The sequence below is a fragment of the Gaetbulibacter sp. PBL-D1 genome (assembly GCF_050509525.1).
Classification (GTDB): domain Bacteria; phylum Bacteroidota; class Bacteroidia; order Flavobacteriales; family Flavobacteriaceae; genus Gaetbulibacter_B; species Gaetbulibacter_B jejuensis.
Map to the genome: position 1 here is coordinate 86391 of NZ_JBNWKB010000012.1, position 22666 is coordinate 109056.

At 32.9% G+C, this 22666-nt stretch carries 12 protein-coding genes; 2 read left to right on the plus strand and 10 right to left on the minus strand.

What is annotated here, in order from left to right; genetic code table 11:
- Positions 1–2: 2 nt before the first annotated feature.
- The 7 genes from ACQ0RB_RS11445 to ACQ0RB_RS11475 form a co-directional block, all read right to left on the minus strand.
- A complete protein-coding gene (locus ACQ0RB_RS11445; protein ID WP_430498563.1) occupies positions 3–770 on the minus strand; it encodes a hypothetical protein in 768 nt (255 codons plus the stop codon).
- Positions 742–4110 (minus strand): cell division protein FtsA, encoded by a 3369-nt coding sequence (locus ACQ0RB_RS11450; RefSeq protein ID WP_430498564.1) that lies wholly within the window; start codon positions 4108–4110, stop codon positions 742–744. Before ACQ0RB_RS11450 ends, ACQ0RB_RS11445 begins: the two co-directional genes overlap by 29 nt.
- A 5-nt stretch (positions 4111–4115) precedes the next feature.
- Entirely contained in the window at positions 4116–5591 is a 1476-nt protein-coding gene (locus ACQ0RB_RS11455) for a hypothetical protein (RefSeq protein WP_430498566.1), read from the minus strand.
- A gap of 2 nt (positions 5592–5593) precedes the next feature.
- The gene (locus tag ACQ0RB_RS11460) at positions 5594–6028 is read right to left on the minus strand and encodes a hypothetical protein (RefSeq protein ID WP_430498568.1); all 435 of its coding nucleotides are present in this window, start codon (positions 6026–6028) and stop codon (positions 5594–5596) included.
- Positions 6028–7482, minus strand: coding sequence for a hypothetical protein (locus ACQ0RB_RS11465; protein WP_430498570.1), 1455 nt, complete (start codon positions 7480–7482; stop codon positions 6028–6030). The genes ACQ0RB_RS11460 and ACQ0RB_RS11465 overlap by 1 nt, the downstream gene beginning before the upstream one ends.
- 217 nt (positions 7483–7699) lie before the next feature.
- Positions 7700–8365: a response regulator gene (locus ACQ0RB_RS11470; protein WP_430498572.1), complete on the minus strand. Its 666-nt coding sequence runs from the start codon at positions 8363–8365 to the stop codon at positions 7700–7702.
- Positions 8365–10017, minus strand: a complete 1653-nt coding sequence (locus tag ACQ0RB_RS11475) for a tetratricopeptide repeat-containing sensor histidine kinase (protein ID WP_430498574.1) — start codon at positions 10015–10017, stop codon at positions 8365–8367. The genes ACQ0RB_RS11470 and ACQ0RB_RS11475 overlap by 1 nt, the downstream gene beginning before the upstream one ends.
- A gap of 113 nt (positions 10018–10130) precedes the next feature.
- Here ACQ0RB_RS11475 and ACQ0RB_RS11480 point away from each other — a divergent pair, with 113 nt between their 5' ends.
- Positions 10131–10415, plus strand: coding sequence for a hypothetical protein (locus ACQ0RB_RS11480; RefSeq protein ID WP_430498576.1), 285 nt, complete (start codon positions 10131–10133; stop codon positions 10413–10415).
- A gap of 88 nt (positions 10416–10503) precedes the next feature.
- Here the strand turns inward: ACQ0RB_RS11480 and ACQ0RB_RS11485 are convergent, their stop codons facing one another.
- The 3 genes from ACQ0RB_RS11485 to ACQ0RB_RS11495 form a co-directional block, all read right to left on the minus strand.
- Positions 10504–11508, minus strand: a complete 1005-nt coding sequence (locus ACQ0RB_RS11485) for a PorP/SprF family type IX secretion system membrane protein (protein WP_430498578.1) — start codon at positions 11506–11508, stop codon at positions 10504–10506.
- A gap of 9 nt (positions 11509–11517) precedes the next feature.
- A complete protein-coding gene (locus tag ACQ0RB_RS11490; RefSeq protein ID WP_430498579.1) occupies positions 11518–17514 on the minus strand; it encodes a PKD domain-containing protein in 5997 nt (1998 codons plus the stop codon).
- A 188-nt stretch (positions 17515–17702) separates the two neighbouring features.
- Positions 17703–19217 (minus strand): hypothetical protein, encoded by a 1515-nt coding sequence (locus ACQ0RB_RS11495; protein ID WP_430498581.1) that lies wholly within the window; start codon positions 19215–19217, stop codon positions 17703–17705.
- A gap of 477 nt (positions 19218–19694) precedes the next feature.
- Between ACQ0RB_RS11495 and ACQ0RB_RS11500 the strand changes: the two genes are divergently transcribed.
- The coding region (locus ACQ0RB_RS11500) for an HYR domain-containing protein (RefSeq protein ID WP_430498583.1) at positions 19695–22666 on the plus strand (2972 nt) is incomplete at its 3' end.

Consider the following 22666-nt stretch of genomic DNA (forward strand, 5'->3'; position numbering starts at 1 on the left):
CACTAAATAAATTTGATTTTTACTTTTTGTACAATGAACCAATCATCATTCTCTAGTTTTACTTCACCTGCCTCAACGACTGCTATACCTTTGGATTCTATATTAAAAGCATTTACATAAACGCATGCTTTTTCAAGATAATGGTCTGGAGAGTTTAAAGCTCTTGACAAATCTGCATCTTCTAGAAAGGTTAAATCACCAAAGACTTTAGATGGGTTTAGTTTTATCTTATATAAAGAAAATGGTGTTCTTTCTTTACTCACATCTTCGGTTGAAAATTTTCTATCTTCAAAAGGAGATGGTAAAAACAAAACTTCTGGTTTTTCTATCTTAAAATTTTGGACAACTGGTCCCTCTTCTTCTAAAAACTCTTGTTTCTCCATTTTTATCTCTTCAACTTCATTTACCCTACCAGTTTTAGGTATTTGTTTTATCTCTGTAAGTTGTTGTTTTAATTTCTTATTGGTTTTTTCAAGGGCTTCTATTTTAGTTCTATCCGTATTTTGTTCTATATTTTTGAAATGAGAATAATCTGGCTTATTATTTAATTTTTTTACTCTAGAATTAGACTTTTTGAGCATTCGAAGTAAGGTCAGATTAATAATTACAAGAACTAAAATAGCTACTATCAGTATTACCGTTTTAAGGTCAAAAAAAACATCAGTTGTACCTACGACATCCTCATTAACTTGGCCCACAATATCTAGCTGTATTAAAAATATTAGATTCATAACACTATCATTATTGATTAATTGAAGAAGCCAAATCATATAGTAAACCTGTTAAAGGAAAAAAGAATAAACTTTGAGCAACAGGTTCTTCTGGTGTAGAATCATCAGACAACCCTTTTACTCCTTGCATCAAGTAATCAAGCTGATCGTATGATTTTATTTGATTAAATAATTCTATAGATTTATTAGATAATCCAAATTCTCCTCTAAAATCTAATTCATGGATAAGATCATTAAACAAATCATAGAAATTATTAACATTTTCAATAACCCCCTCTAAATATTTTTTATCTAGATCTTTGTATGTAATAACTTCTTCTTGGGAACGAGACTTAGATTGAATTTTCGGAGTATTTCCATTACCTATATTTATCTCAATTAAATCTGTGTGTTTAATACCATCTAAATCACTGTCTATACTAAAACCACCTTTACAGGTAACTTCTTTAGGATTATCCTTAGACTTCACATCTAAATTAATTAATTCATTGCCATATACTTTATTAAAAATTGCCTCAAAAACTTTTGTTAAGCTTGAAAGCTGAGATGTTACATCTAATATTTTTAAAGTTTTTGATCCTGTTCCACTAAAAACAACGTTTCTAGGTTGATCAACACCTTTTAACTTCATCATTTCAGCGATATGATAAATTATTGAAGAATAAAACAGTAAAAAGATTATTTTAAAATCATCATCATTAGCAAGGTGTTTATTAAGATCTAAATCAAGATGTTTTTCAACTACATTCTTATTCTCTTTTAGAGAAAATAGATAGTTAATGAGATCTGTAGAAGACATATAATCGCCATAAATTCTTTTTAAAATATTTGCTTCCTCTACAAGCTTGTTTTGGTTTAAAACATTTTCAAATACATCTTTATATTTTTGAACAAAACCATTAGACTTTATATTTCCATTAAAACCATTACCAAAAATGGCATTTCCAGCAAACTTGAATGATGTAATAAATTGTGGTTTCTCATCAAAATAGACCATAACATCAGTTGTTCCGCCTCCAATGTCTATAGATATTGATGGTCTAGCTGCTGTTCTAATACCTTCTTCGTTCTTATAATGATAAAATGGTGCAATACTTTCTGGAAAACTACTTAAATTTTCTTCGTTAGTATTAAATATGGCATTAAATGACTCTGACCAAATTCTTCTAAACCTATTTAAATGGTTTGTTGTCATACTAACAGGATAAAACCATATAATTTTTGTTTTAGCCAAATCACCATTGTTTTTAAGAACTTTGTTTTTACAAAGCATTAAAATTTCTTCAATGTAATGTTTTACTTGCTTATCATTATTAGACTCATGTGACCACTTTAAATTTGTAAATGTTTTAAGGTATGGTCTGATTGGTTTTTTCTCATATTCAAAACCTATATTAGCATTTGCAAACACAAATGTTGCTAAATCATAATTAACATTAGTATTTTGAAGTAGTGCAGATCTGAATGGCATTTTTACCATCTCATCTTTACCTATTCGCTTAGGTATTATTTCTTGCATTAAATGTGATTCACCATCATCTATTACTCTAACTGCATCTGTTCTTCGAGAAGCTGAAGCTGGTAATAAAAAAGCAATCTGCTCTTCAGTATCTAAAATATCAAATGCTTTTGCACTTCCTTGCCCCTCAATAGCATATTCTATATGTGTGTTAGTGGTTCCGAAATCTATTGCGAATTTGTATGCATCTCCTCCTGTAATTGTATAATTGTTCCAAAGAGGTATAATATAGTTCTGACTTTCTCCCATATTTAAACCTATTGCATCAAAATTTTGATCTAAAATGGTTTGACTAGTGATATATGGTTGATCAGATCGCTCCTTATTTTTTTTAGGTTTTAAAGGATTTTGAGAAGTATCGTTATATAAATTAACTGAAAGCTTATTTGAATTATTAGGAAAAATATCAGCTAAACCAATGGTATAATTAAGTTTTACCTCATTACTTTTATTAAATGGATAAATACACATTGCAAGTGACTTTTCTAAAATTACCCCTTTATCTAATTGAATTGCATCTGTCACATTAGAACGTGTATTATAAATCTTTGTATAAGAAATAAAACCTTGCTTTATTGGTATGTTTAATTCTACTTGAACACTACTACCCGCAAGCTCTTTTATTTTCAATAAACTTTTATTAATAAGATCATTAACAGAAAAATACTTAAAGAAAAAAGGTTTTAACGGAATTAAAAACTGACCGTTTCCTAAGGTTAAGAATTTTGATTCATCTATACTATAAGGCAGTTTTATAATTGTATTTTCTAAAAAATCATTCATTGTTAGATAAGGATATTTATCACCCTGATCTGGTAATAACCTTTCATTTAAAGGTTTACTATCTTGATATGGCACCTTCGTATTACTATCCCATTTATCTTCTGTATATATGTATGGTAAATTCAAGGTTTCTACAGGTAAAACCAAAGGTGTAAGCTCATCAATGTTTTTACTGGATTTTATAGTAAAATCACTTGCTTTTTCTATTAATGAAGGATCTTTTTTAAACTGTTTTAATAGTAAGCTTTGAATTACTTCAACAGGTTGACCTAAGTTATTATTAAATAGTATTGGTTTAAGAGAATCTAAATAAGATGTTGCATCTTGATTCATTAATTCTCCATGTAATGATGGATTATAACTATATAATTTATCTACCGTTTTTCTTATATAGCTATTAAACTCAGGAAAATATATATTAAAATTAGGTTTTTTAGAAAGTGCTACTAAATATTTTATATAATTTGGGTCTCTCCTGTAGAGAGGTAAAAGCATATCATCTAGCATTGTATCTTGACCAAATCTTATATCGGTTCCTATTGCATCTGGTGCAGCAAAAAAGAGTGTTCTAGGTGAAGTGCCTCCAATAATTTTATGTTTGTAAAGTAATATATATATATTATTAAATTCATTAAAATTGTATTGATTACTATCTTGATCAAAGAATAACTTTAATGTATCCCCTAAGTGCTTTTGATGTTGATTTGAATTTAAAAGTGTATTAATCCCTTTATCCTTATTCCATACAATTAAGCTTAAATCATCTTGATGTTTATCATAGTTAAAAAACAACTGACCTATATCTAAAGCATCTGAAACAAGTTTGTGATTATCGCTAGCTACAGCCTTACCATTTCTTGTTATACCATCTAAATTACCATTGGCTCCAATAGCACTGAACGCAGTTCTAACTAAATCTATTCTTGCAAATGGACTAGGTATAGAAGTTGGTAATTTTTTACCATCTCCACCATCAGTAACTATATTATCTATTAATGTGGCATTTATTTTATCTGAAGTAAACCAGTCTGTATTATGAGCGCCTTCATTGTGAATTCGAAAAACTTTTTTTGCCATTACTTTTAATTTAGAATTTTCGTTATTTGTGTAGTAAGAACTTCATCCAAAATTTTCAGGAATCTTGAAGGTTCTGATTCATCATCATGTTTTTTACTTTTTGCAATTGTATGAGCTTCTTTTATTATTTGATTTGCACTCGCTTTATTCTTCTTAAAAAAACCACCTCTTTCTACATCTTTTCCTTTTACAAAATCTAGAAGCGTATCGTGTTCTTGATTATCATGATATGGTGCGAAAGAAACATCATTATCTTCCATCTCATCCATCCATTCATCAAAGTAATGTATGAACTTCAAAAAATAACTTCTGTAAAATTCTTGATTATAAAATTCTCGGCTTATCCCATTATCCTTTCTGTTGAATTCTCCTAAATTTTGAAACAAAACATCTAAAGATTTATTAAGAAATTTTGATAAAAGAACCATTTTGGAAAGAGGGGCACTTATTTGATTCTTTGACCACTGACCCAAATGGTCTAACTTTAGTTTGCTTCCTTCATGAGGTTCTATACCGAATTCTTTTATTATTGTTGAATCAATTTCAGTTAGACTGTTAAAATCTTTAGTAAAGTCTATTACAGATAAAGCTCCTGCTAGTTCAAGAAAATGGGCATTGTTTCTCTGATCACTTTTTCCTTCTGAATAAGGCATATTATTATTTGAGTAATCTCCTAAATAATAAAAAGCATTAATGCTTTCCTTATTATCAAAAATTGCATGCTGATAATAACTCAGAGCTGCTTTAGATTTACTAAAGAAAGTAGTTGAATCTATAGCTTTATTATCATCATTTGAATTAGCTACTTTAAAGTATGGTAAATAAGATATGGCGCCAATTTTTGAACTACTAATTATATTACTATTTTCAATTTCGGGTTTGTTAAGTCTTAAATTTTTCAATAATAAAGGAAAACCCGATGCTCCAGTACCACCAAATATTGAACTAATAATAAAAATTGCATCACCTGGATTAAAGGATCTGGTAAACTCTTTGTATTCTGGTGAATCGGTAAATTTATTTAAGACAATACTACCAATATTAGGATTTCCTTTAAACCCAACTGTCATGTCAGACTCTAAATTATTCTTACTAAATAACAAGTCTATAAGTGCTTGATTTTCTTTATCCAATCCATTATAATCTATAAATTCTCCAAATTTCTGACCAGTATTAGTCATACCGAACTTAAAATGATCTGAAACACTTGGAAGTTTATCATTTAATAATTGTTTTAAGGTTAGGATTTTAGTTGCAAATAACTGATTATCTTCTCCTACCGAATTGTAAATGTTTTGATATTTAGTTAGTATATCTGCTGTTCTATTTAAGTCTCCATTTGCGGCATCTGGATCAATAATAATAGGCACTAACGTATCAAAATCATTTTGAAGTTTTACACCTGAAGCAAGTAACATTGTAAGAGATTTTAAAACTCTTGATCCAGTACCTCCTATTCCGAATACATATAATTTTGCCATATTTAAAAAGGATTTTTAGTATTTGCTGCACTTAAATATTTCATTAGCACAGATAAAAGCATTGCAGTAATAACACCGTATAAAAAAGTAATAGCAGCCATTTGAATAATAAAATATTCAGGATTAATAGCATTTGGTTGGCTTGGGCTATAACTTGCAATAGACATTAGGACTTCATTATTATTATACAATAACACACAACAAACTATAAGCATCAATATACCTGAACAAACCGTTGTTAATAACCATTTAAGGCGAGGTTTTTTAATAGGATCTAATACTTTATAAAACACTAACAAACAAACAATCGATACCACTAAGTATGCAATTCCAAGTTTTTGAAAATCAAAAGCATTAAATACAGCATCTAATAAATCAGAATACAATTCGTAATTAAACCAAGGGTCGTAAAGACTAGCTACAAAATCATTGAACATTATATTTTTATTTTTAGGTTAATAGTTAAGTAATTGGATTTATTGGATTTTTTTTGATAAGCTTTTGAAATACCTTGAATCAGTTGATCAAAAGCAAAGGTTGTTTTCTCTTCCCCTTTTATTTCACAATCGTTTGTTGTTCCTGATTCCTTTATCCATTCTGGCAAATTTTTATTTAAACTAATTTCTAATTCTCCAAACAAATTAGTTTGCGCACTAACAGTTATAATATGTGTAAATTCTACTTTGTTTGCTTCTTGAATTTTATTTAGCTCTTTATAAGTCCTGCTGGTTTTTTCAACATCATCAATATTTTGTATATCTAATATTTCATAACCCATTTCTTGAGATATACTATAATTCCCTAAATCTTCTAAATAAGAATTTGGCAGGTCTGTATTTGAAAAGTCTACAGCCACTCCAAATTGAAATATGTTCTCAATATTTTCTCCCTTACTATATCTAGAAGCCTTAGATTTTTCTACATCAATTATTTCTGTAAAAAGACTACTTCCTCTTTTTGCAGGTTTGAAATGCCCTATTTTTTCTTCACCTTGAGATAAAATTGTATAAATAGGTTTGGATTGTAACGAAGACAAAAATCTTGCTTGCTCATTATACCCAGGAAGTTCTGTAACATTAACTATGTCTTGTAAAGCTTTATCTACAACTGAGCTATCACCAAATAATAGCATGTAATAAGGACGATTTTGATTAATTTTAATCGCTTTTTTACCTGGTTGACAAGTTTCAGAATAGTATATTCCTTTAAAGTTTGAAGTTAATTTTAAAACTACAGTCTCTGTATTTTTGTGTTTTAATGATTTTTGAAAAGCTTGTTCTATTTTAATTGGAACAATATCAATATTTCCATCAGTAACTGAATAAATCCCATCTGTAACAACAATACTTAAACTATTATTTTCAGATGCAGAATTTATAGCGTTTGAAAAAATAAATTGATGATCAGAATTGCTTATATCTCCTACCTTGATTTGTTTTTTATTTATCTTCTCTAAGATATTTGATTGTTGATGCTCTTTAGAGTTTACAAAGAAGAATTTATTATCATAATTTTGAATGTTACCTACAACTCTATTCATTACTTTTCGAAACTCTGTTCCTTCAAGATAACCATTCATACTTGCAGAATTTTCGAAATAGAAATTTACTTTTAAACCAACACCTTCTGATTCTTTAAAAATTGCTTTAAAACGTTCCGTTAGCCCATCTATTTTTTGAACGTCTTGATTTGATAAACGGAATTTATCTTTTTGTTCTAAATAAAATTTAAAAGTCTCACTCTCTTTTAGTGAGTCAATATTTTTAGTCCTTTTCCTTTCCTCAAGCTCTTCAACAAAAATCTCAAAGTCATTAAAATACTTGGATTTATTATTTGGAGTTGAGCAACTAAAAAACAAACAGACTAATAAAATATTTAATCGAATAGCCATAGATTTAACATTGATTATAAAATTTTCATTGGTAAAGTTATCACTACATGATATTTAAAAATTACGGTAACCCGTAAAGACCGATATAAAACATAAAAAAAGCGCACCAAAAACACGATGCGCTTTTACTCCCTATATATTAATTTAATACAAACTAATAGTAAGACAAAGTTATAGTCAAAACACTAATAAGTATTACTGTTATCCGTAACAGTCCTTAAATTAATCCTAAATCTTTAGTAATTGCTACTAAATGGATTGTATTATTGGCTTTAAATTGAACTTTTAATTTATTAAGTCTTTTTTCGATAGTACTTAAGCTATTGGGTGAGATATTTTTCGTTTTTAAATCTTCGCTAATATCATCTTGAGACCATCCTTTGGACAGAAGGTTGATAAGCTGAATATCAAACTCATCTATCTCCATATTAGCATTTGGGTGTAAGGCTCTGTCTACTTGTGGAGATAAAAACAACTGGCCTAAAGCTACAGATTTAATAGCTTCATATAACTCTTTAGAGCCATTACGATCTTTGCAGACATATCCATTAACACCATATTGATTTACCAACAGCCTTACTTTTTGAAGCTGATCTTTCATGGAATATACTATGATGCTCATGTTTGGAAAGTCTTCTCTTACTTTTTGAATGAGATCTTCTCCATTTTCCAAATTAGCATTTCGATGATCTCTTTTAAAGGACAAATCGGTTATTAGCAAATCAAATTCTGCAGTTTCTAGCTGAGCCTTTTTTAGTTTTAAATATGCTTCATCACAATACTGTGCACGTTCTATCACATTAACTCCAGCGCTTTTCAGTATTTGTGTTATACTAGAAAGAATTGCATCGTGATCGTCATTTATTAAAACTTTTTGAAACATTATGAAATATTTATTATTGCTTTAAATCCTTTATTTTCTTTGGATTCAAAAGTAATTGTTCCATTAATTGCTTGAATACGGTTTTCCGTATTTTCTAGTCCATTTCCTTTTTTTATAGTACAACCCACTCCATTGTCGCTATATTTTATTTCAAGTTTACCCTTAGTTTCCAGAAATGAAATAACTACCAAAGAAGCCTTACTATGTTTTTTCATATTAATTAATAACTCTTGTAGCACCTTGTAAACTGTGATTTTATTTATTTCAGAATATCCCTTCCATACAATGTCTTTTACACCTTTAATAATTACATTAGTATCAGTATCATTGTAACTATTCATTAACTCTATCAAACTATCTTCAAATGAGTTTTTCACATCTATGACACTGTGTTGTTTAGATATATCTCGTGCTTTATAGTATAAATTGTTTAACTCCTTTATCAGTTTACTTTTTTGTGAGTTCTCTTCCTGATTATCGAACTTTATCATTACTTGAAACACTTCATTTGCAATTTCATCATGGACTTGATTTGAAATGCGCGATTCAGTTTCGACAACCTGTAAGAGTTTGTCTTTGTTATGTTTTGTTTTTAGAAAAACGTATAAAATTAAAGATAGTAGTACTACACCAATAGCTACTAGAGAAGCAATAACGGTTTTTGACTTTTGTTTTTGTTCTTGTAACTGACTTAATAGTAGTTTTTTTTCAAAATTAGAATAATCATATTTGAGCAAAGCGAATTTATTTTTTGTCTCTTTTTCTGCTTTATTTATACTATCATTTACTTTTTTATATTGCGTAACATAAGGATCTTCACTTAATGTTATTAATAACCCTAAAGCATCTTGTTTATAGGATACTGACTTCATTTTTTCAGATATTTCAAATGCTTTCAACGCATTTTCTTTAGCCAAACTAATATTATCTGTATTAAAATAGTATTGTGCTAAATGCGCATAACTTTTATACTTAGAAACTGTATCTTTAACAAAGCTCCTCATTTTTAAAGCTTGCTTCATTAACCTTAATCCGTCATCAGTATTAGATAACTTTGAATTTATAAATCCTAAATTATCCATTACAAGCGCAATAGTTAATGTATCGTCTATTCGCTTTGTTAAATCATAAGCCTTAGACAATGCTTGTTTAGCCTCATTAAAATCATTATGTTTTTTATAAGTATTAGAAATATTATTATAGACAATAGCACTATCTTTTGCATTTACCGACAACTCTAACACCTTATTATAAAGGCTTAAAGATTTCTTTTTATTTTGTTGCTCATAATAAAGCATTCCCAAAAGATTATAAAAGCTTTTTTGATAATGTATACGATTTGGAATAGTTGAATGCTTGTTCAAAACACCTATAGCTTTAACTGATATTTGCTCGCTTTCATCATAAGCTCCCAGTTTATAATTGATACTAGACAAATAATACATGCTATTTAATTGGCTAGGTATATTGCTTTTTAATTCAGCCTTTTTTAGTCTTTCATTGAAGAATTTATACGATTGAAATACATCTGTAGCGTTTTTGGGATAGAGAACTTTATTTTGGTAAAAATATAAGCTATCCTGTGCTTGTTGTGAAAAACAGGAACTTAATCCAAGACATAAAAAGAGAAATGAAAATAGTATCTGTTTCATTCCTCTAAAATAACAACTTTTTTATTTAATCAACTGGGTCGATTGGAGGTGTTGCTATTGGGTGTATTGTACTTTTCTTTCTATTTTTTTACAACAAAACTGAGCCAAGACTAATGGTATGGGATATAGACCACTATAAAGAAGTTAAACTTAATTTAGAACTATATGATTTAAAAGATTTAAAATACTACAAACAAGAACGTATCGATCATTTTAAAAAGGTTCTTCCGGATTGTAATTATGCTTTTTTTAATGATGATGGTAGTGTAAAAATTTGGTATGGAAAAAACCGTGCTAAACAATTAGAATATTTTACTGATTTGGGATTGCATCCTGAAACTGGTAAAACCCTAAAACCCATTACAAAATACATGATAAAAACTCATATTTGTGAATAGTCTAATCTTTTCTGAGTATCGCTATAAAAGGAAACCCCACATTATAATTTGGGATTTTTATTTGATATACTAATTTATTTCTCAAGCATTATCTTTTTCTGCCTCTTTGGGTAGTACAACTACGACATCTTGATAAGTAGGTGACTGACAACTCATATACTCCATTTGTTCTTCCTATTTGAGATGTATTGAAATCGTAAGACACTCCAAATCTAAAATCAGTGTACTCCAAACCAAAAAACGCGTTTACTGAAGTTAACAAATGACTATTAGAGCTACTCCCATTTGGGTTTGAAACCGCAGTAATTGCAGCTAAAAACTGATTGACCTGAAACATCGCACCTAAATCTAAACGATTGTACTCGCCTTGTTGCATGTAATTGGTTGTCATCATTATACTATAATCGTTTAAAAAAGGAAAACGATAAGTCGCATGAAGTGAATAAAAAATATCTAACGGAAGATTTTCACCTTGTACAAAAGAAATATTAGGTCTATTAAGATGCTTTACGGAAGCCCCAAACCAATAGGCAATTCCATTATGCTCTTCTTTTTCAAAAACAATTCCTGAAGAGATATCTAAAAAGAAGACGTTGTCATTATTTAATGCTAAAGGATCTACTGATGTTGAGCTTACTGTTCCTGTATTTATATTGATTTGGTCAGCAAGAGTTAGAGAACTAAACCTAAAGTCTTTAAAACCTGCTCCTACCTCAACTGCAGGTCTAAAATACCAACCTCCATTAAGGTTAACTCTATGCGCATAATTAGCATTGATTTGATGGTGTGAATAATTGGTAAACGACTCGTGGTGTCTTAATCCACTGAGTCCAAAACCAAACCCTTGTCCTGAACCGTACTCTATAGATTTATTCCAAAAAAAGTACTGCGTGTTGATTTTTAAGTCCAAATTAGGCCATTGTGTTCTGTGTAACAGCCCTAAATGGGTTCGACCGTTATCTTCAAACCCTGAAAACGCAGGGTTTAAGGTTTCTTGCACAAAAAATGATTGTGTAAAAATAGGATCTTGTGCACGTGCAACATATCCAAATAAAAACAATAAAATAGTTAGTAGTGATTTTTTTTTCCTCATTATAACGCTCTATTTAATAAATACAAATGCACCTTGTTTTGTAACCGTATCGCCATAAAATGTTTTGGCAGAAAAGGTGTAGTAATAGTTTCCGTTTTCGGCTTCTTCTTCTTTTACTTTTCCGTCCCAACCTCTAATATCGTCTCCAGACTCTGAGTAGATAAGGCTTCCCCAAGTATCATATATGTTAATTTCTAAGGTGTTTAAGCCTACATAAACAGGTCCAAAATAATCGTTTAAAGTATCTTCATTAGGTGTAAATGCATTAGGCATTATAAGTTTATAACCAGGTTCAACAATAAGCGTTATTGTATGGGTGTATACACATCCAAACGGATAGGTTACTGTTTGCGTAACCACATAGTTTCCTACTTCTAAATAGGTATGTGTTGGATTTTCTTCAGCTGAAAAATTGCCATCTCCAAAATCCCACAGAATGCTTTCAAAATCGCCAGTTGCAGTATTTGTAAACTGTATAGGATCGCTAATAGCATACACTCCATAGTTTTCAAACCCAAAAGACGTAGTCTCGAATCCTGGGTTTCCTAAAACTGGGATGTCTACATTAAAACTATAACTGGTCGTACAACCCTGACTATCTACAACTTCTAAAAGCACTAGTCCGTTAATATCAGTAGTCATTAATTCATTGTTTGCTCCACTAACTGTACCGCTTGACCAATTGTATTGAAATGGTGGTACTCCTCCGCTTGCCATAGCTACAAATGTTTGGTTAACAGTTTGTGCTTCACAATCTACATCAGACTGTGTTTCGACTTGCAACTCCAGAGGTTCAAACCTTGTTACGTCCCAGCTTCCTTGAATTTCGCAACCATTAGCGTCAGTAACTACAACTGTGTAGGTATTTGGAGGTATGCTATCTAAATCTTCGGTAGTTGCACCATTAGACCACAACACATCAAATGGAGGCGTACCTCCTTGAATGAGTAAATTTATTGCACCACTGTTGGTATCATCACAATCAAGCGCATTAGTAATGTTGGCAGATAGTACTAAAGGATTGATATCGAAAATTGTAAAACTTTCTTGAATGACGCATGGTGTTCCATCAGTAATAGTAACTGTATACGTCCCAGGTGCTAAATTATTACGCTCCACTCCTGCTGTTGGGTCGTCATTCCAATCGACCGTAACAGGGTCAATTCCTCCAACTAAATTTAAAGCTATACTTGCATCGTTTTCTCCTGCACACGACATTTGAGTAACAACAGGGTCTATTAGAAAAACTGGAGCTTCTTCAATTTCTATCGGAACATCTCTTTGGCAGTTTTCAGCATCAGTAATTGTAATAGTATAAATTCCTGCAGAAAGGTTTGTTTGACTATTACCTGTACCAAAATTACTCCAAGCGATGTCGTAAGGCGGAACACCTCCTGAAATGTTATTGATTGTAATTGATGCATTATTATCTCCATAGCACTCTATTTCGGTAGTTGTTACATCAATATTTATTTCATCATTTTGAATAATAGTAACTTCTAAAACAGCAATACAGTTAGAACTATCTGTAACCGTTACTGTATATAAACCAGCAAATAAAGTATCAATATCTTGGTTAGTACTCGCATAACCGTTTGGTCCAACCCAAGAAAAAGTATAGTCTGGTCGACCACCTGAAGCTTCAATTGTAATCGCACCTGTATTATCTCCAAAACACAACACATTGGTTTGGTCTAGTAAACTTACCGTTAACAAAGGAGGTTCATCAATAACAAACTCTTGAGTTATTGGTCCACAGCTATTACCATCGGTTACTGTAACTTCGTACACTCCAGGACCTAAATTTGTTAGATCTTCATCCATTGAAAAAGGACCTCCATTAAGCGTCCAGTTATAGGTGTAAGGCATTGTTCCTCCTGAAATATCAATACCTATTGACCCATCATTTGCACCAAAGCAAGATATTGTATCAGGATCAAAATTGACAGCACTAAATACAAGCTCATCTGGCTCAATAATTTCAAAAGTTTCGGTATAAGGACAACCTCCATCATCTTCTATATTAAGCACATAAGTTCCTGCTTCTAGATTAAAAATATCTTCGTTAGTACTTGTAAATCCGTTAGGTCCTGACCAATCGATATTATAAGGATTTCCTGTTGAAAAAGGCACACCTCCAACAATATCGATTTCTATTGACGCATTATTAGACTCAAAGCAGGTATTATTAATAACTGTTGTAGTTACAGAAATTGAAGGATTTACAGTAACTACCACTTCAAAATCTGCTCCTACACAATTTCCTGAAATAGGTGTAACTGTATAAGTTACAGTAGAAGGATTAACTGTTGTGTTTTCTAAAAATTGTGTTATTGAAGCTACAGGCGTTAACTGCTCAGAAGCACCAACACTACTTCCTGCAGGAGTAACCGTTGGCGTAGACCAAGTATACATTGTATTTGCTGGCACTGTATCGCCATTAGTAGCATCTGGATTATGTACAAACGCGTTACCACTACAAATTAACACTGCTGCATCGCTAATATCTGGGGTTTCGTTAACAGTAATTTCAGCAACTGCAGAAATCAACTCTGAACAACCACCTGAATTAAACGTTATAATACAGTAATAAAATGTGGTTCCCACTGAAGACACATCAGGTAAATAACTTGCTGTTGTTGCTCCTGCAATAGCTGTTCCTGTTGTAGTGTCATTAACTGTATTTTCATACCATTGGTATGTTGGAGTTCCTGTTCCGCCTACGTAAGCTACTTGAAGCGTTGCTGTTGTTTCCCCTAAGCATAATACGTCAGATATTGGTTGGGTTGTAAATTGCGCGCCTGCACTAATTTCAACTTCAGCAGTATCACTTACCACCTCACAACCAGATACATCTTGCTGCACCACGCAGTAATAGTAAAACGTGCCTACAGTATCAACTGGTGGTGTGTAAGTGCTACTTGTTGCTCCTACAATTAGGGTTCCTCCTGTATTACTATTTACAGTATTTACATACCATTGATAACTCACTGTTCCTAAACCTCCATTAGCAACAACTTCTAAATTTTGTACACTGGTATTTTGACATAAACTTTGAGATGCAATAGGTTGCGTTGTTACTACAGGATCATCAACCACTACCACTTCTGCTACATCGCTTACCAAACCTGCACATCCACTTGCTGTAAACACAACCTCAACATAATAGTAATAATTTCCAGCTGTTGTATATGCTGGAGGTGTATAATTTGCCATTGTCGCACCTGCAATTGGTGTTCCTCCTGTTGTACTACTAGTAGTGTTACTAAACCATTGGTATGAAATTGTTCCTGTTCCTCCTGAAGTGACTACAGACAACTCATCTGCTAGTCCTCCAACACAAACAGATTGCGTAGCAATAGGCTCAACATCAATTTGAGAGGTATTAACGACTTCAACCAGAGCTGCATTAGACGTTATTTCATTACAACCACCAGTTGAAAACGTAATTATGACATAATAATACACCTCTCCCACAGTATCTGTTGGTGGTGTATATGTTGCTGAAGTTGCACCTGCAATAGGTGTTCCTGTTGTAGTATCGTTAACCGTATTTTGATACCATTGATAGTTTGGTGTTCCTGTTCCTTGAATGGTTACCGACAAATCATCAGGTGTTCCGTTTAAACATACCGAATTTGGTATGGGTTGATTTGTGATTAATGGTGCTGGTTCTACAGTGATTTCAAAATTTACTGGAGCTCCATTACAACCATTAATATCAGGTGTTACTGTATAAATAAGAATGATTGGATTAGCTGTGTTATTTACAAGTGTTTGAGCAGGAATTACATCAGAGGTTCCTGATGGCACATATCCTGTTAAACCTGCAGGATTGTTTGACACCCAACTGTATGTTGTAGCACTATTATCAGACGTTAAATTAATAGCTGCGGTTTCGACTCCAGAACAAATGGATTGTGTTACATTGGTATTTGTAATTGTAGGTGTTTCATTAACCGAAAAATCTTGAGTTACTGTTGTTGTACCACAACTATTAGTAACACTGAATGTTATTGTGTAGTTACCTATTGTATTATAAGCAATGGTTCCTGGGTTAAGTGTATTGGACGTTGCAGGAACACCTCCAGGAAAACTCCAACTGTAAGTGACCGTTTCAGATGCTGGAGCACAAGATACAACCGTTGCTACAGGGTTTACAGAAGCCGTACCACAACTATCAGCAACTGGATTTAAGGTCGCTGTTGGAGGTTGTTTAACTTCAACTATTTCAGAAATTGTGCTACTACCACAAGCATTAGTTGCAGTTAGTGTTATTGTATATATTCCTGCATTATCAAATTGGAACGATGGGCTTTCAGAATTTTCATCTGTACCATTAGTAAAGCTCCAGGATTCAGTAGTGCCACAGAACTCAGGTGTATAAGCTATTTCCCATAAATACGTTTCAGCACTACAAGTCATAGATGTATCTGTAGTGTTTGTAGCCGCTACTATAAATGGAGCACAACCATTATTATCATCTAAAGTAAAGTCGGCTACCAGTTCTGGTTCTACACAAATGGTTTTAATTATTTCATCGGTTTCACCACAAAAATTTTCGGCATATAAGGTAATGTCATAAGTTCCTGCTGCAGTGTAAGTATGTGACGGATTTTCATCGGTAGACGTGTTGCCATCTCCAAAATCCCAATAATATAAGGAGTTTGTCGTACAGTTTTGATTATAGCCTCCTGTTGTTAAATTAGTAAATTGAACAGGTACATCTACACAGGCAGGCGATTCAAATTCAAAATCTACATCAGGCTTACTTAATATAATAATTGGTCCTGCTGTTAAATCGGTTTGTCCGCAAGAGGTCACAATACTTAAAAAGACTGTATAGTTTGGACTTGGACAATTAGATTCAGTATAGGTATGTGGTATTGGATAATTTTGTGATGCCGCAGGATTTGAGGCATTATAAAATGTAGATGCTTCTAACTGTGTTTGCGTGTAAGTAACTTGAGTGCCATCTCCATAATTAACATAGTATACAGTGTCTGGTGGGTTAATTCCCCAAGACCCAATAGCAAAATCTATTGGAGACACAGGCAAACAAAGGTTTACTGTATTTCCAGGAATTTCAATCGCTCCTACTGGATTACTTGAGTTTTTAATTAAAATCGTTTCGGTATTTACACATCCTGTATCGCTATAACCCGTAACAATCATATTAAAAGACCCTAACTCTAAATAAGTATGCGAAAGCGGAAACGTCACGTTAGTTTCTGTTGTGCCATCTCCCCAATCAATGTCATAAGATACGATACAGCTATCTGAAGGTGAGGTATTCCCAACGTTTACAGTATATTCTGGATCTGATGTGTTATTTCCACAATTATCAAAAGGTGGACTAAATTGTGCATCTAAATCTTCAAAGCTCATATTTGGCTTTTGTTCTACACTAATGGTTTTAGAAATAGACGCTGTACATCCATTAGCATCGGTTACAGTAAGAGTTGCTGAAAAAGTAGAAAACCCACAGCCTTCAGCTACATATTCGTGAGATGGATTTTGAGCAGTTGAAGAATCTCCATCTCCAAAAGCCCAATCGTAAGTATAAGGTCCATTTCCTGTTACATTAGGCGTAAATACAACAGGTGTTCCTGAGCAAGCTCCATTGTTACTAAATGTGAAATCTACTGTAGGAGGTGTCTCGACAACTATTGTTACTGTGCCATTTTCGTTAGTTGTATCTCCATTAGCATCAGTCACTGAGATTAACTCATAAACAAACGTTCCTGCTGTTGCTGTACTTGCATTAAGAGCTACCGAATTATTGCTACCAGTTGTAGAAACCGTTAAAGACGCTCCACCATTTATAGTATATGTAAAGGTATAAGGTGTAGTTCCATTAGAGCCTGTAAATGTAACTTGCGGATTAGGACTATCGTTAAGACACACTTCAGCATCTCCTTCAATAGTAGCGTTTGGCATCATTGCATTGTTTAAACTAATTAAATCTTGATTATACAGTGACTGTGTAAAAACGTCTTTATTCATATTAAAGACACTAAATAAACAACACACTATGCAAAGCGCTATTGCAAGTAAACGGAATGTATTTTTGTTCATAAGCAAATGATATTAAATGGCTTAGAAAAAATAAATGTAGTTAAATTCTTATTAAATTTACATTTGTTGTATATTAATTTTAAGTCAATTCAACACTTTGACTATAGGTTTAATTTTTAAATTCTCACAAAACGTTTTTCGGTATCGCTATATTCAAATTCATAAATATCATACTTACCATGATTAGAATCTTTTTCAAGCTTTTGGGCCACAATCATTTTATGTCCATCGCTTCTTAGGTTAATCATACCGTGTCTTGTTAAGTAAGAATTAATCTCTTTATATTTTTTTGTGGCATCCTCTTTAAGCTCCTTTATAGCTTGTTCATTTTCGGGTGTATCAATAAAATTATTGAGTAAGTTTTCATAATCTTTTTGAGCTCGCTCCCATGTTTGGTATTTTAAAACCAGTTCTGGTATTGTAGCTGTTGAGAACTCTTTATTGGATCTAGCCAACTCAGTACTAAAAATCAAAGGTTTTTTACTATATCCTGTTTTTCCTATTGCACCTAAAGTATCAGGTCTTGGGTGACTATAGTTTTCATCGTCACCACTAGAGATTACAGTTCCTAATGCATTAACATGCTCTAAAAATTCATAATTGAACAAATGACTTCCATGATGGCACGCTTTTGCAATATCAACTTGAAGTTTATCAGACGCTTCATCACCCAAACATGCATTAATATACTCGCCAGCTTCTTCATTTATATCGCCACCTAATAGTACTTTGAGCTTTTTGTACTTTAGCTTTAATAATACTGAATGTCCGTTTTTGGTTTTTCCTTGACTACCAAAGTATGGCAATGCTTTTTTTCCGTCAATATTTGTAAGAATTGGACTTAACACTTCTAATGAAAAACTTGTATCAGAACCATCACCTACTATAAATCCGTCACTACTATTTAACCCTATAAACTCTGGGTCTTGTAGTTGATTGAGTGTTTTAAAAATAGTTTTACAATATTGTGAACCGCTGCCACTTAGGTTTTCATCATCACTCAATACACTTTTTACTTCATTATCTGAAAACAGCAACGTCGTTATGTAGTCTTTACCATCAGAAAGTTCTTCTTTTTTGCCTAATTGAGTGTTCCAGCCTTTATCAATACGCTTTGGTCTTTGAACTATGCCACTGTGATAAATTTTATCAAACTCAACCGCTGGAGCATCAAAAATTTGTGAAAACCCTAAAAAATGATCATTATCAGGATGGCTCAACAATGCTTTAAATTTAAAGGGCAACGCTGTGTTTTTATCTAAGTTAAATCGCCAATACAAATAGCGATACATATTATCGCCTTTACCAGCATCGATGAGATAATGTTCGTCATTAGGAGTGATTAAATGACACCCATCACCTTGACCTATATCTACAAAATTGACTTCTAGAACACGTTCTTTTTGAAGATCGTTAATGTGTATCCAACCTAATTTATTTCTTGATTTTACTTTAACATGATTATTAACAACTTCTAAATCGACTATACTTATATAATCACCAAAAAGAAGGTGCTGTGACCATTTTCCATCTTCATTTTCATCAGGATAAATTTTCGCATCCGGAAACGCTGCAAAAGAATAATTGGAGTTATTTTTTACATTATACTTTGAAGTATCTAATTGAGCCATAATTAATATTTTAGAGTTTAAAAATGAAGTTAACTAAACTCCATGCTATTAACCCATCATTTAAAATGACTATTAGTATATAGGGAAGGGATTATAAATTTACAAAAATCTTTTTAAGCTCCTAGTTTTGCAGATTAATTAAGTATTAAATTATCAAATCACGTTAGTATTTTAACTCAATTTCGTACTTTAATACAGTTTAACAAACCTACCCTACACTACTGATTGACAAATAATTACCTTCTTGATAATCATCGGGTAAAATTGCATTTTATCGAAGAATAGTTTTTCTCTATTTTTTTTAACAACCGTCAAAGTATAAATAAGCATTTCAACGAGTATTTTTCATGTAAGGCTATATTGGCAATAAATTTGCCCATTCCCTTTTATTTATACAATTAATAGCTATTTAACAACTAAACAATTAGCCCCATTTTTTAAAACAAAGACACATAGTTTATACAAATTATAGCTAAAATGAAAAAATATTTACTTCGCATCATTGCAATTGTAATTGCTTTGATTTCTAATTTAAGCATTGGTCAATCCAACATATACGAGAGTTATTTAATACTAGATATCAACAGTGCTGGAAACACCTTTTATAATTTACAAGCAAATACAGGAAACCAAGATTTTGATGGTTTAAATCTTGGAACTTTTACCTCATCAAATAGTTTAATACTTAATGGTGCTCAAAATCAAACTTATAAATGCTTTAGTGACAATATTTTAAATAGCTGGTTGGACTATAGGATTTATTTGATAAGTGATGCTCCTTCAGCTTTTATTCCTCACGAAATTTTATTTAACACTGATGACGGAACTTCTAATCATTGTGGCGGAAACAGTATAGATCAAACTTGGGAATCTTCAGGTGCTAATATTAATATTTTAAACGGATTACCTTCTGGTGATTATTACCTTGAAGTTTATACTAGGTCAGAATACGATACAAATAGTGACAATATTCCTGATGGAACTCACTACGCTAGTAATGGAGGCGCTAACTACAGAGCTACTTTTAGAGCAGATAATCCGCCAACAGCTAACTGTATTGCTACACTAACAGTTTATCTAGACGCTACAGGTAACGCATCAATAAACACTACTGATATTAATAATGGTTCTACTGATGACTTTGACACGCCTACTTTATCAATTGATGTCAACTCATTTGACTGTTCCAATATTGGAAGCCCTGTAATAGTTACCTTGACCGCTGAAGATTCTTTAGGTCAGACTGACACTTGCACTACAACAGTAACAGTTGTGGACACTATCAATCCTGACACACCTGCATTAACAGATATAACTGCTGAGTGTAGTACTACAGTTACAGCTCCAACTACAACCGATAACTGTGGTGCTACCATAACAGGAACAACTTCTGACGCAACAACATTCAATACTCAAGGAACGTATACTATAACTTGGAATTTTGATGATGGTAATGGAAATGATATAGATGTTATACAAAACATAGAAATCGATGATGTTACTGCTCCTGTTCCTGATGTAGCGACGCTTGCCGATGTAACGGATCAATGTGAAGTGACTGCTTTAACACCTCCTTCAGCTACTGATAACTGTGGTGGCGCTGTAACGGTAACACATAATGCGACTTTACCAATTACTGTTCAAGGTACAACTGTAGTGACTTGGACTTATGATGATGGTAACGGAAATACATCTACTCAAACCCAAAACGTGGTTATTGATGATGTTACTGCTCCTGTTCCTGATGTGGCGACGCTTGCTGATGTAACGGATGAATGCGAAGTGACTGCTTTAACACCTCCTTCAGCTACTGATAACTGTGGTGGCACTGTAACAGTAACACATAATGCCACTTTACCAATCGCTACTCAAGGTACAACTGTAGTGACTTGGACTTATGATGATGGAAACGGAAATACGTCTACTCAAACTCAAGATGTAGTTATAAATGATATTACTGCTCCTGTTCCTGATGTGGCGACGCTTGCCAATGTAACGGATGAATGTGAATTGACTGCTTTAACACCTCCTTCAGCTACTGATAACTGTGGTGGCTCTGTTTCGGTAACGCATGATGCCTCTTTACCAATTGCTACTCAAGGTACAACTGTGGTAACTTGGACTTATGACGATGGAAACGGAAATACGTCTACTCAAACTCAAAATGTAGTTATAAATGATATTACTGCTCCTGTTCCTGATGTGGCGATACTTGCTGATGTGACGGATGAATGTGAAGTGACTGCATTGACACCTCCTTCAGCTACTGATAACTGTGGTGGCACTGTTACGGTAACGCATGATGCAACTTTACCGATTACCACTCAAGGTACAACTGTAGTGACTTGGACTTATGATGATGGAAACGGAAATACGTCTACACAAACTCAAGATGTAGTTATAAATGATGTTACTGCTCCTGTTCCTGATGTGGCGACACTTGCTGATGTAACTGCTGAATGTGAAGTGACAACTTTAACACCTCCTTCAGCTACTGATAACTGTGGTGGCTCTGTTACGGTAACGCATGATGCCACTTTACCAATTACTGTTCAAGGTACAACTGTAGTGACTTGGACTTATGATGATGGAAACGGAAATACATCTATACAAACTCAAGATGTAGTTATAAATGATATTACTGCTCCTGTTCCTGATGTAGCGACGCTTGCTGATGTAACTGCTGAATGTGAAGTGACTGCTTTAACACCTCCTTCAGCTACTGATAACTGTGGTGGCTCTGTAACAGTAACACACAATGCGACTTTACCGATTACCACTCAAGGTACAACTGTAGTGACTTGGACTTATGATGATGGAAACGGAAATACATCTACTCAAACTCAAGATGTAGTTATAAATGATATTACTGCTCCTGTTCCTGATGTGGCGACACTTGCTGATGTAACTGCTGAATGTGAAGTGACTGCTTTAACACCTCCTTCAGCTACTGATAACTGTGGTGGTGCTGTAACAGTAACACATAATGCGACTTTACCGATTACCACTCAAGGTACAACTGTAGTGACTTGGACTTATGATGATGGAAACGGAAATACATCTACACAAACCCAAAACGTGGTTATTGATGATATCACTAACCCAACTATAAGCTGTCCTTCTGATATTACAACTACTAATGATGCTGGACTATGTTCTGCTATCGTAACCTATGCTGCTCCTACTGGTGCTGATAATTGTGGCTCAGTTACTATTACTCAAACTGCTGGTTTACCTTCAGGAAGCACATTTCCTGTAGGAACAACTACAAATACATTTCAAATTGAAGATACTGCTGGTAATACAACATCGTGTTCGTTTACTGTAACAGTTAATGATAATGAAAACCCAACTATAAGCTGTCCTTCTGATATTACAACTACTAATGATGCTGGACTATGTTCTGCTATCGTAACCTATGCAGCTCCTACTGGTGCTGATAATTGTGG

Bases quoted from the DNA above. Each gene is read 5' to 3' on its own strand.
- ACQ0RB_RS11460 (WP_430498568.1), bottom strand. From the start codon at position 6,028: ATGTTCAATGATTTTGTAGCTAGTCTTTACGACCCTTGGTTTAATTAC.
- ACQ0RB_RS11445 (WP_430498563.1), bottom strand. From the start codon at position 770: ATGATTTGGCTTCTTCAATTAATCAATAATGATAGTGTTATGAATCTA.
- ACQ0RB_RS11490 (WP_430498579.1), bottom strand. From the start codon at position 17,514: ATGAATAAAGACGTTTTTACACAGTCACTGTATAATCAAGATTTAATT.
- ACQ0RB_RS11455 (WP_430498566.1), bottom strand. From the start codon at position 5,591: ATGGCAAAATTATATGTATTCGGAATAGGAGGTACTGGATCAAGAGTT.
- ACQ0RB_RS11480 (WP_430498576.1), top strand. From the start codon at position 10,131: ATGGTATGGGATATAGACCACTATAAAGAAGTTAAACTTAATTTAGAA.
- ACQ0RB_RS11450 (WP_430498564.1), bottom strand. From the start codon at position 4,110: ATGGCAAAAAAAGTTTTTCGAATTCACAATGAAGGCGCTCATAATACA.
- ACQ0RB_RS11495 (WP_430498581.1), bottom strand. From the start codon at position 19,217: ATGGCTCAATTAGATACTTCAAAGTATAATGTAAAAAATAACTCCAAT.
- ACQ0RB_RS11470 (WP_430498572.1), bottom strand. From the start codon at position 8,365: ATGTTTCAAAAAGTTTTAATAAATGACGATCACGATGCAATTCTTTCT.
- ACQ0RB_RS11475 (WP_430498574.1), bottom strand. From the start codon at position 10,017: ATGAAACAGATACTATTTTCATTTCTCTTTTTATGTCTTGGATTAAGT.
- ACQ0RB_RS11485 (WP_430498578.1), bottom strand. From the start codon at position 11,508: ATGAGGAAAAAAAAATCACTACTAACTATTTTATTGTTTTTATTTGGA.
- ACQ0RB_RS11465 (WP_430498570.1), bottom strand. From the start codon at position 7,482: ATGGCTATTCGATTAAATATTTTATTAGTCTGTTTGTTTTTTAGTTGC.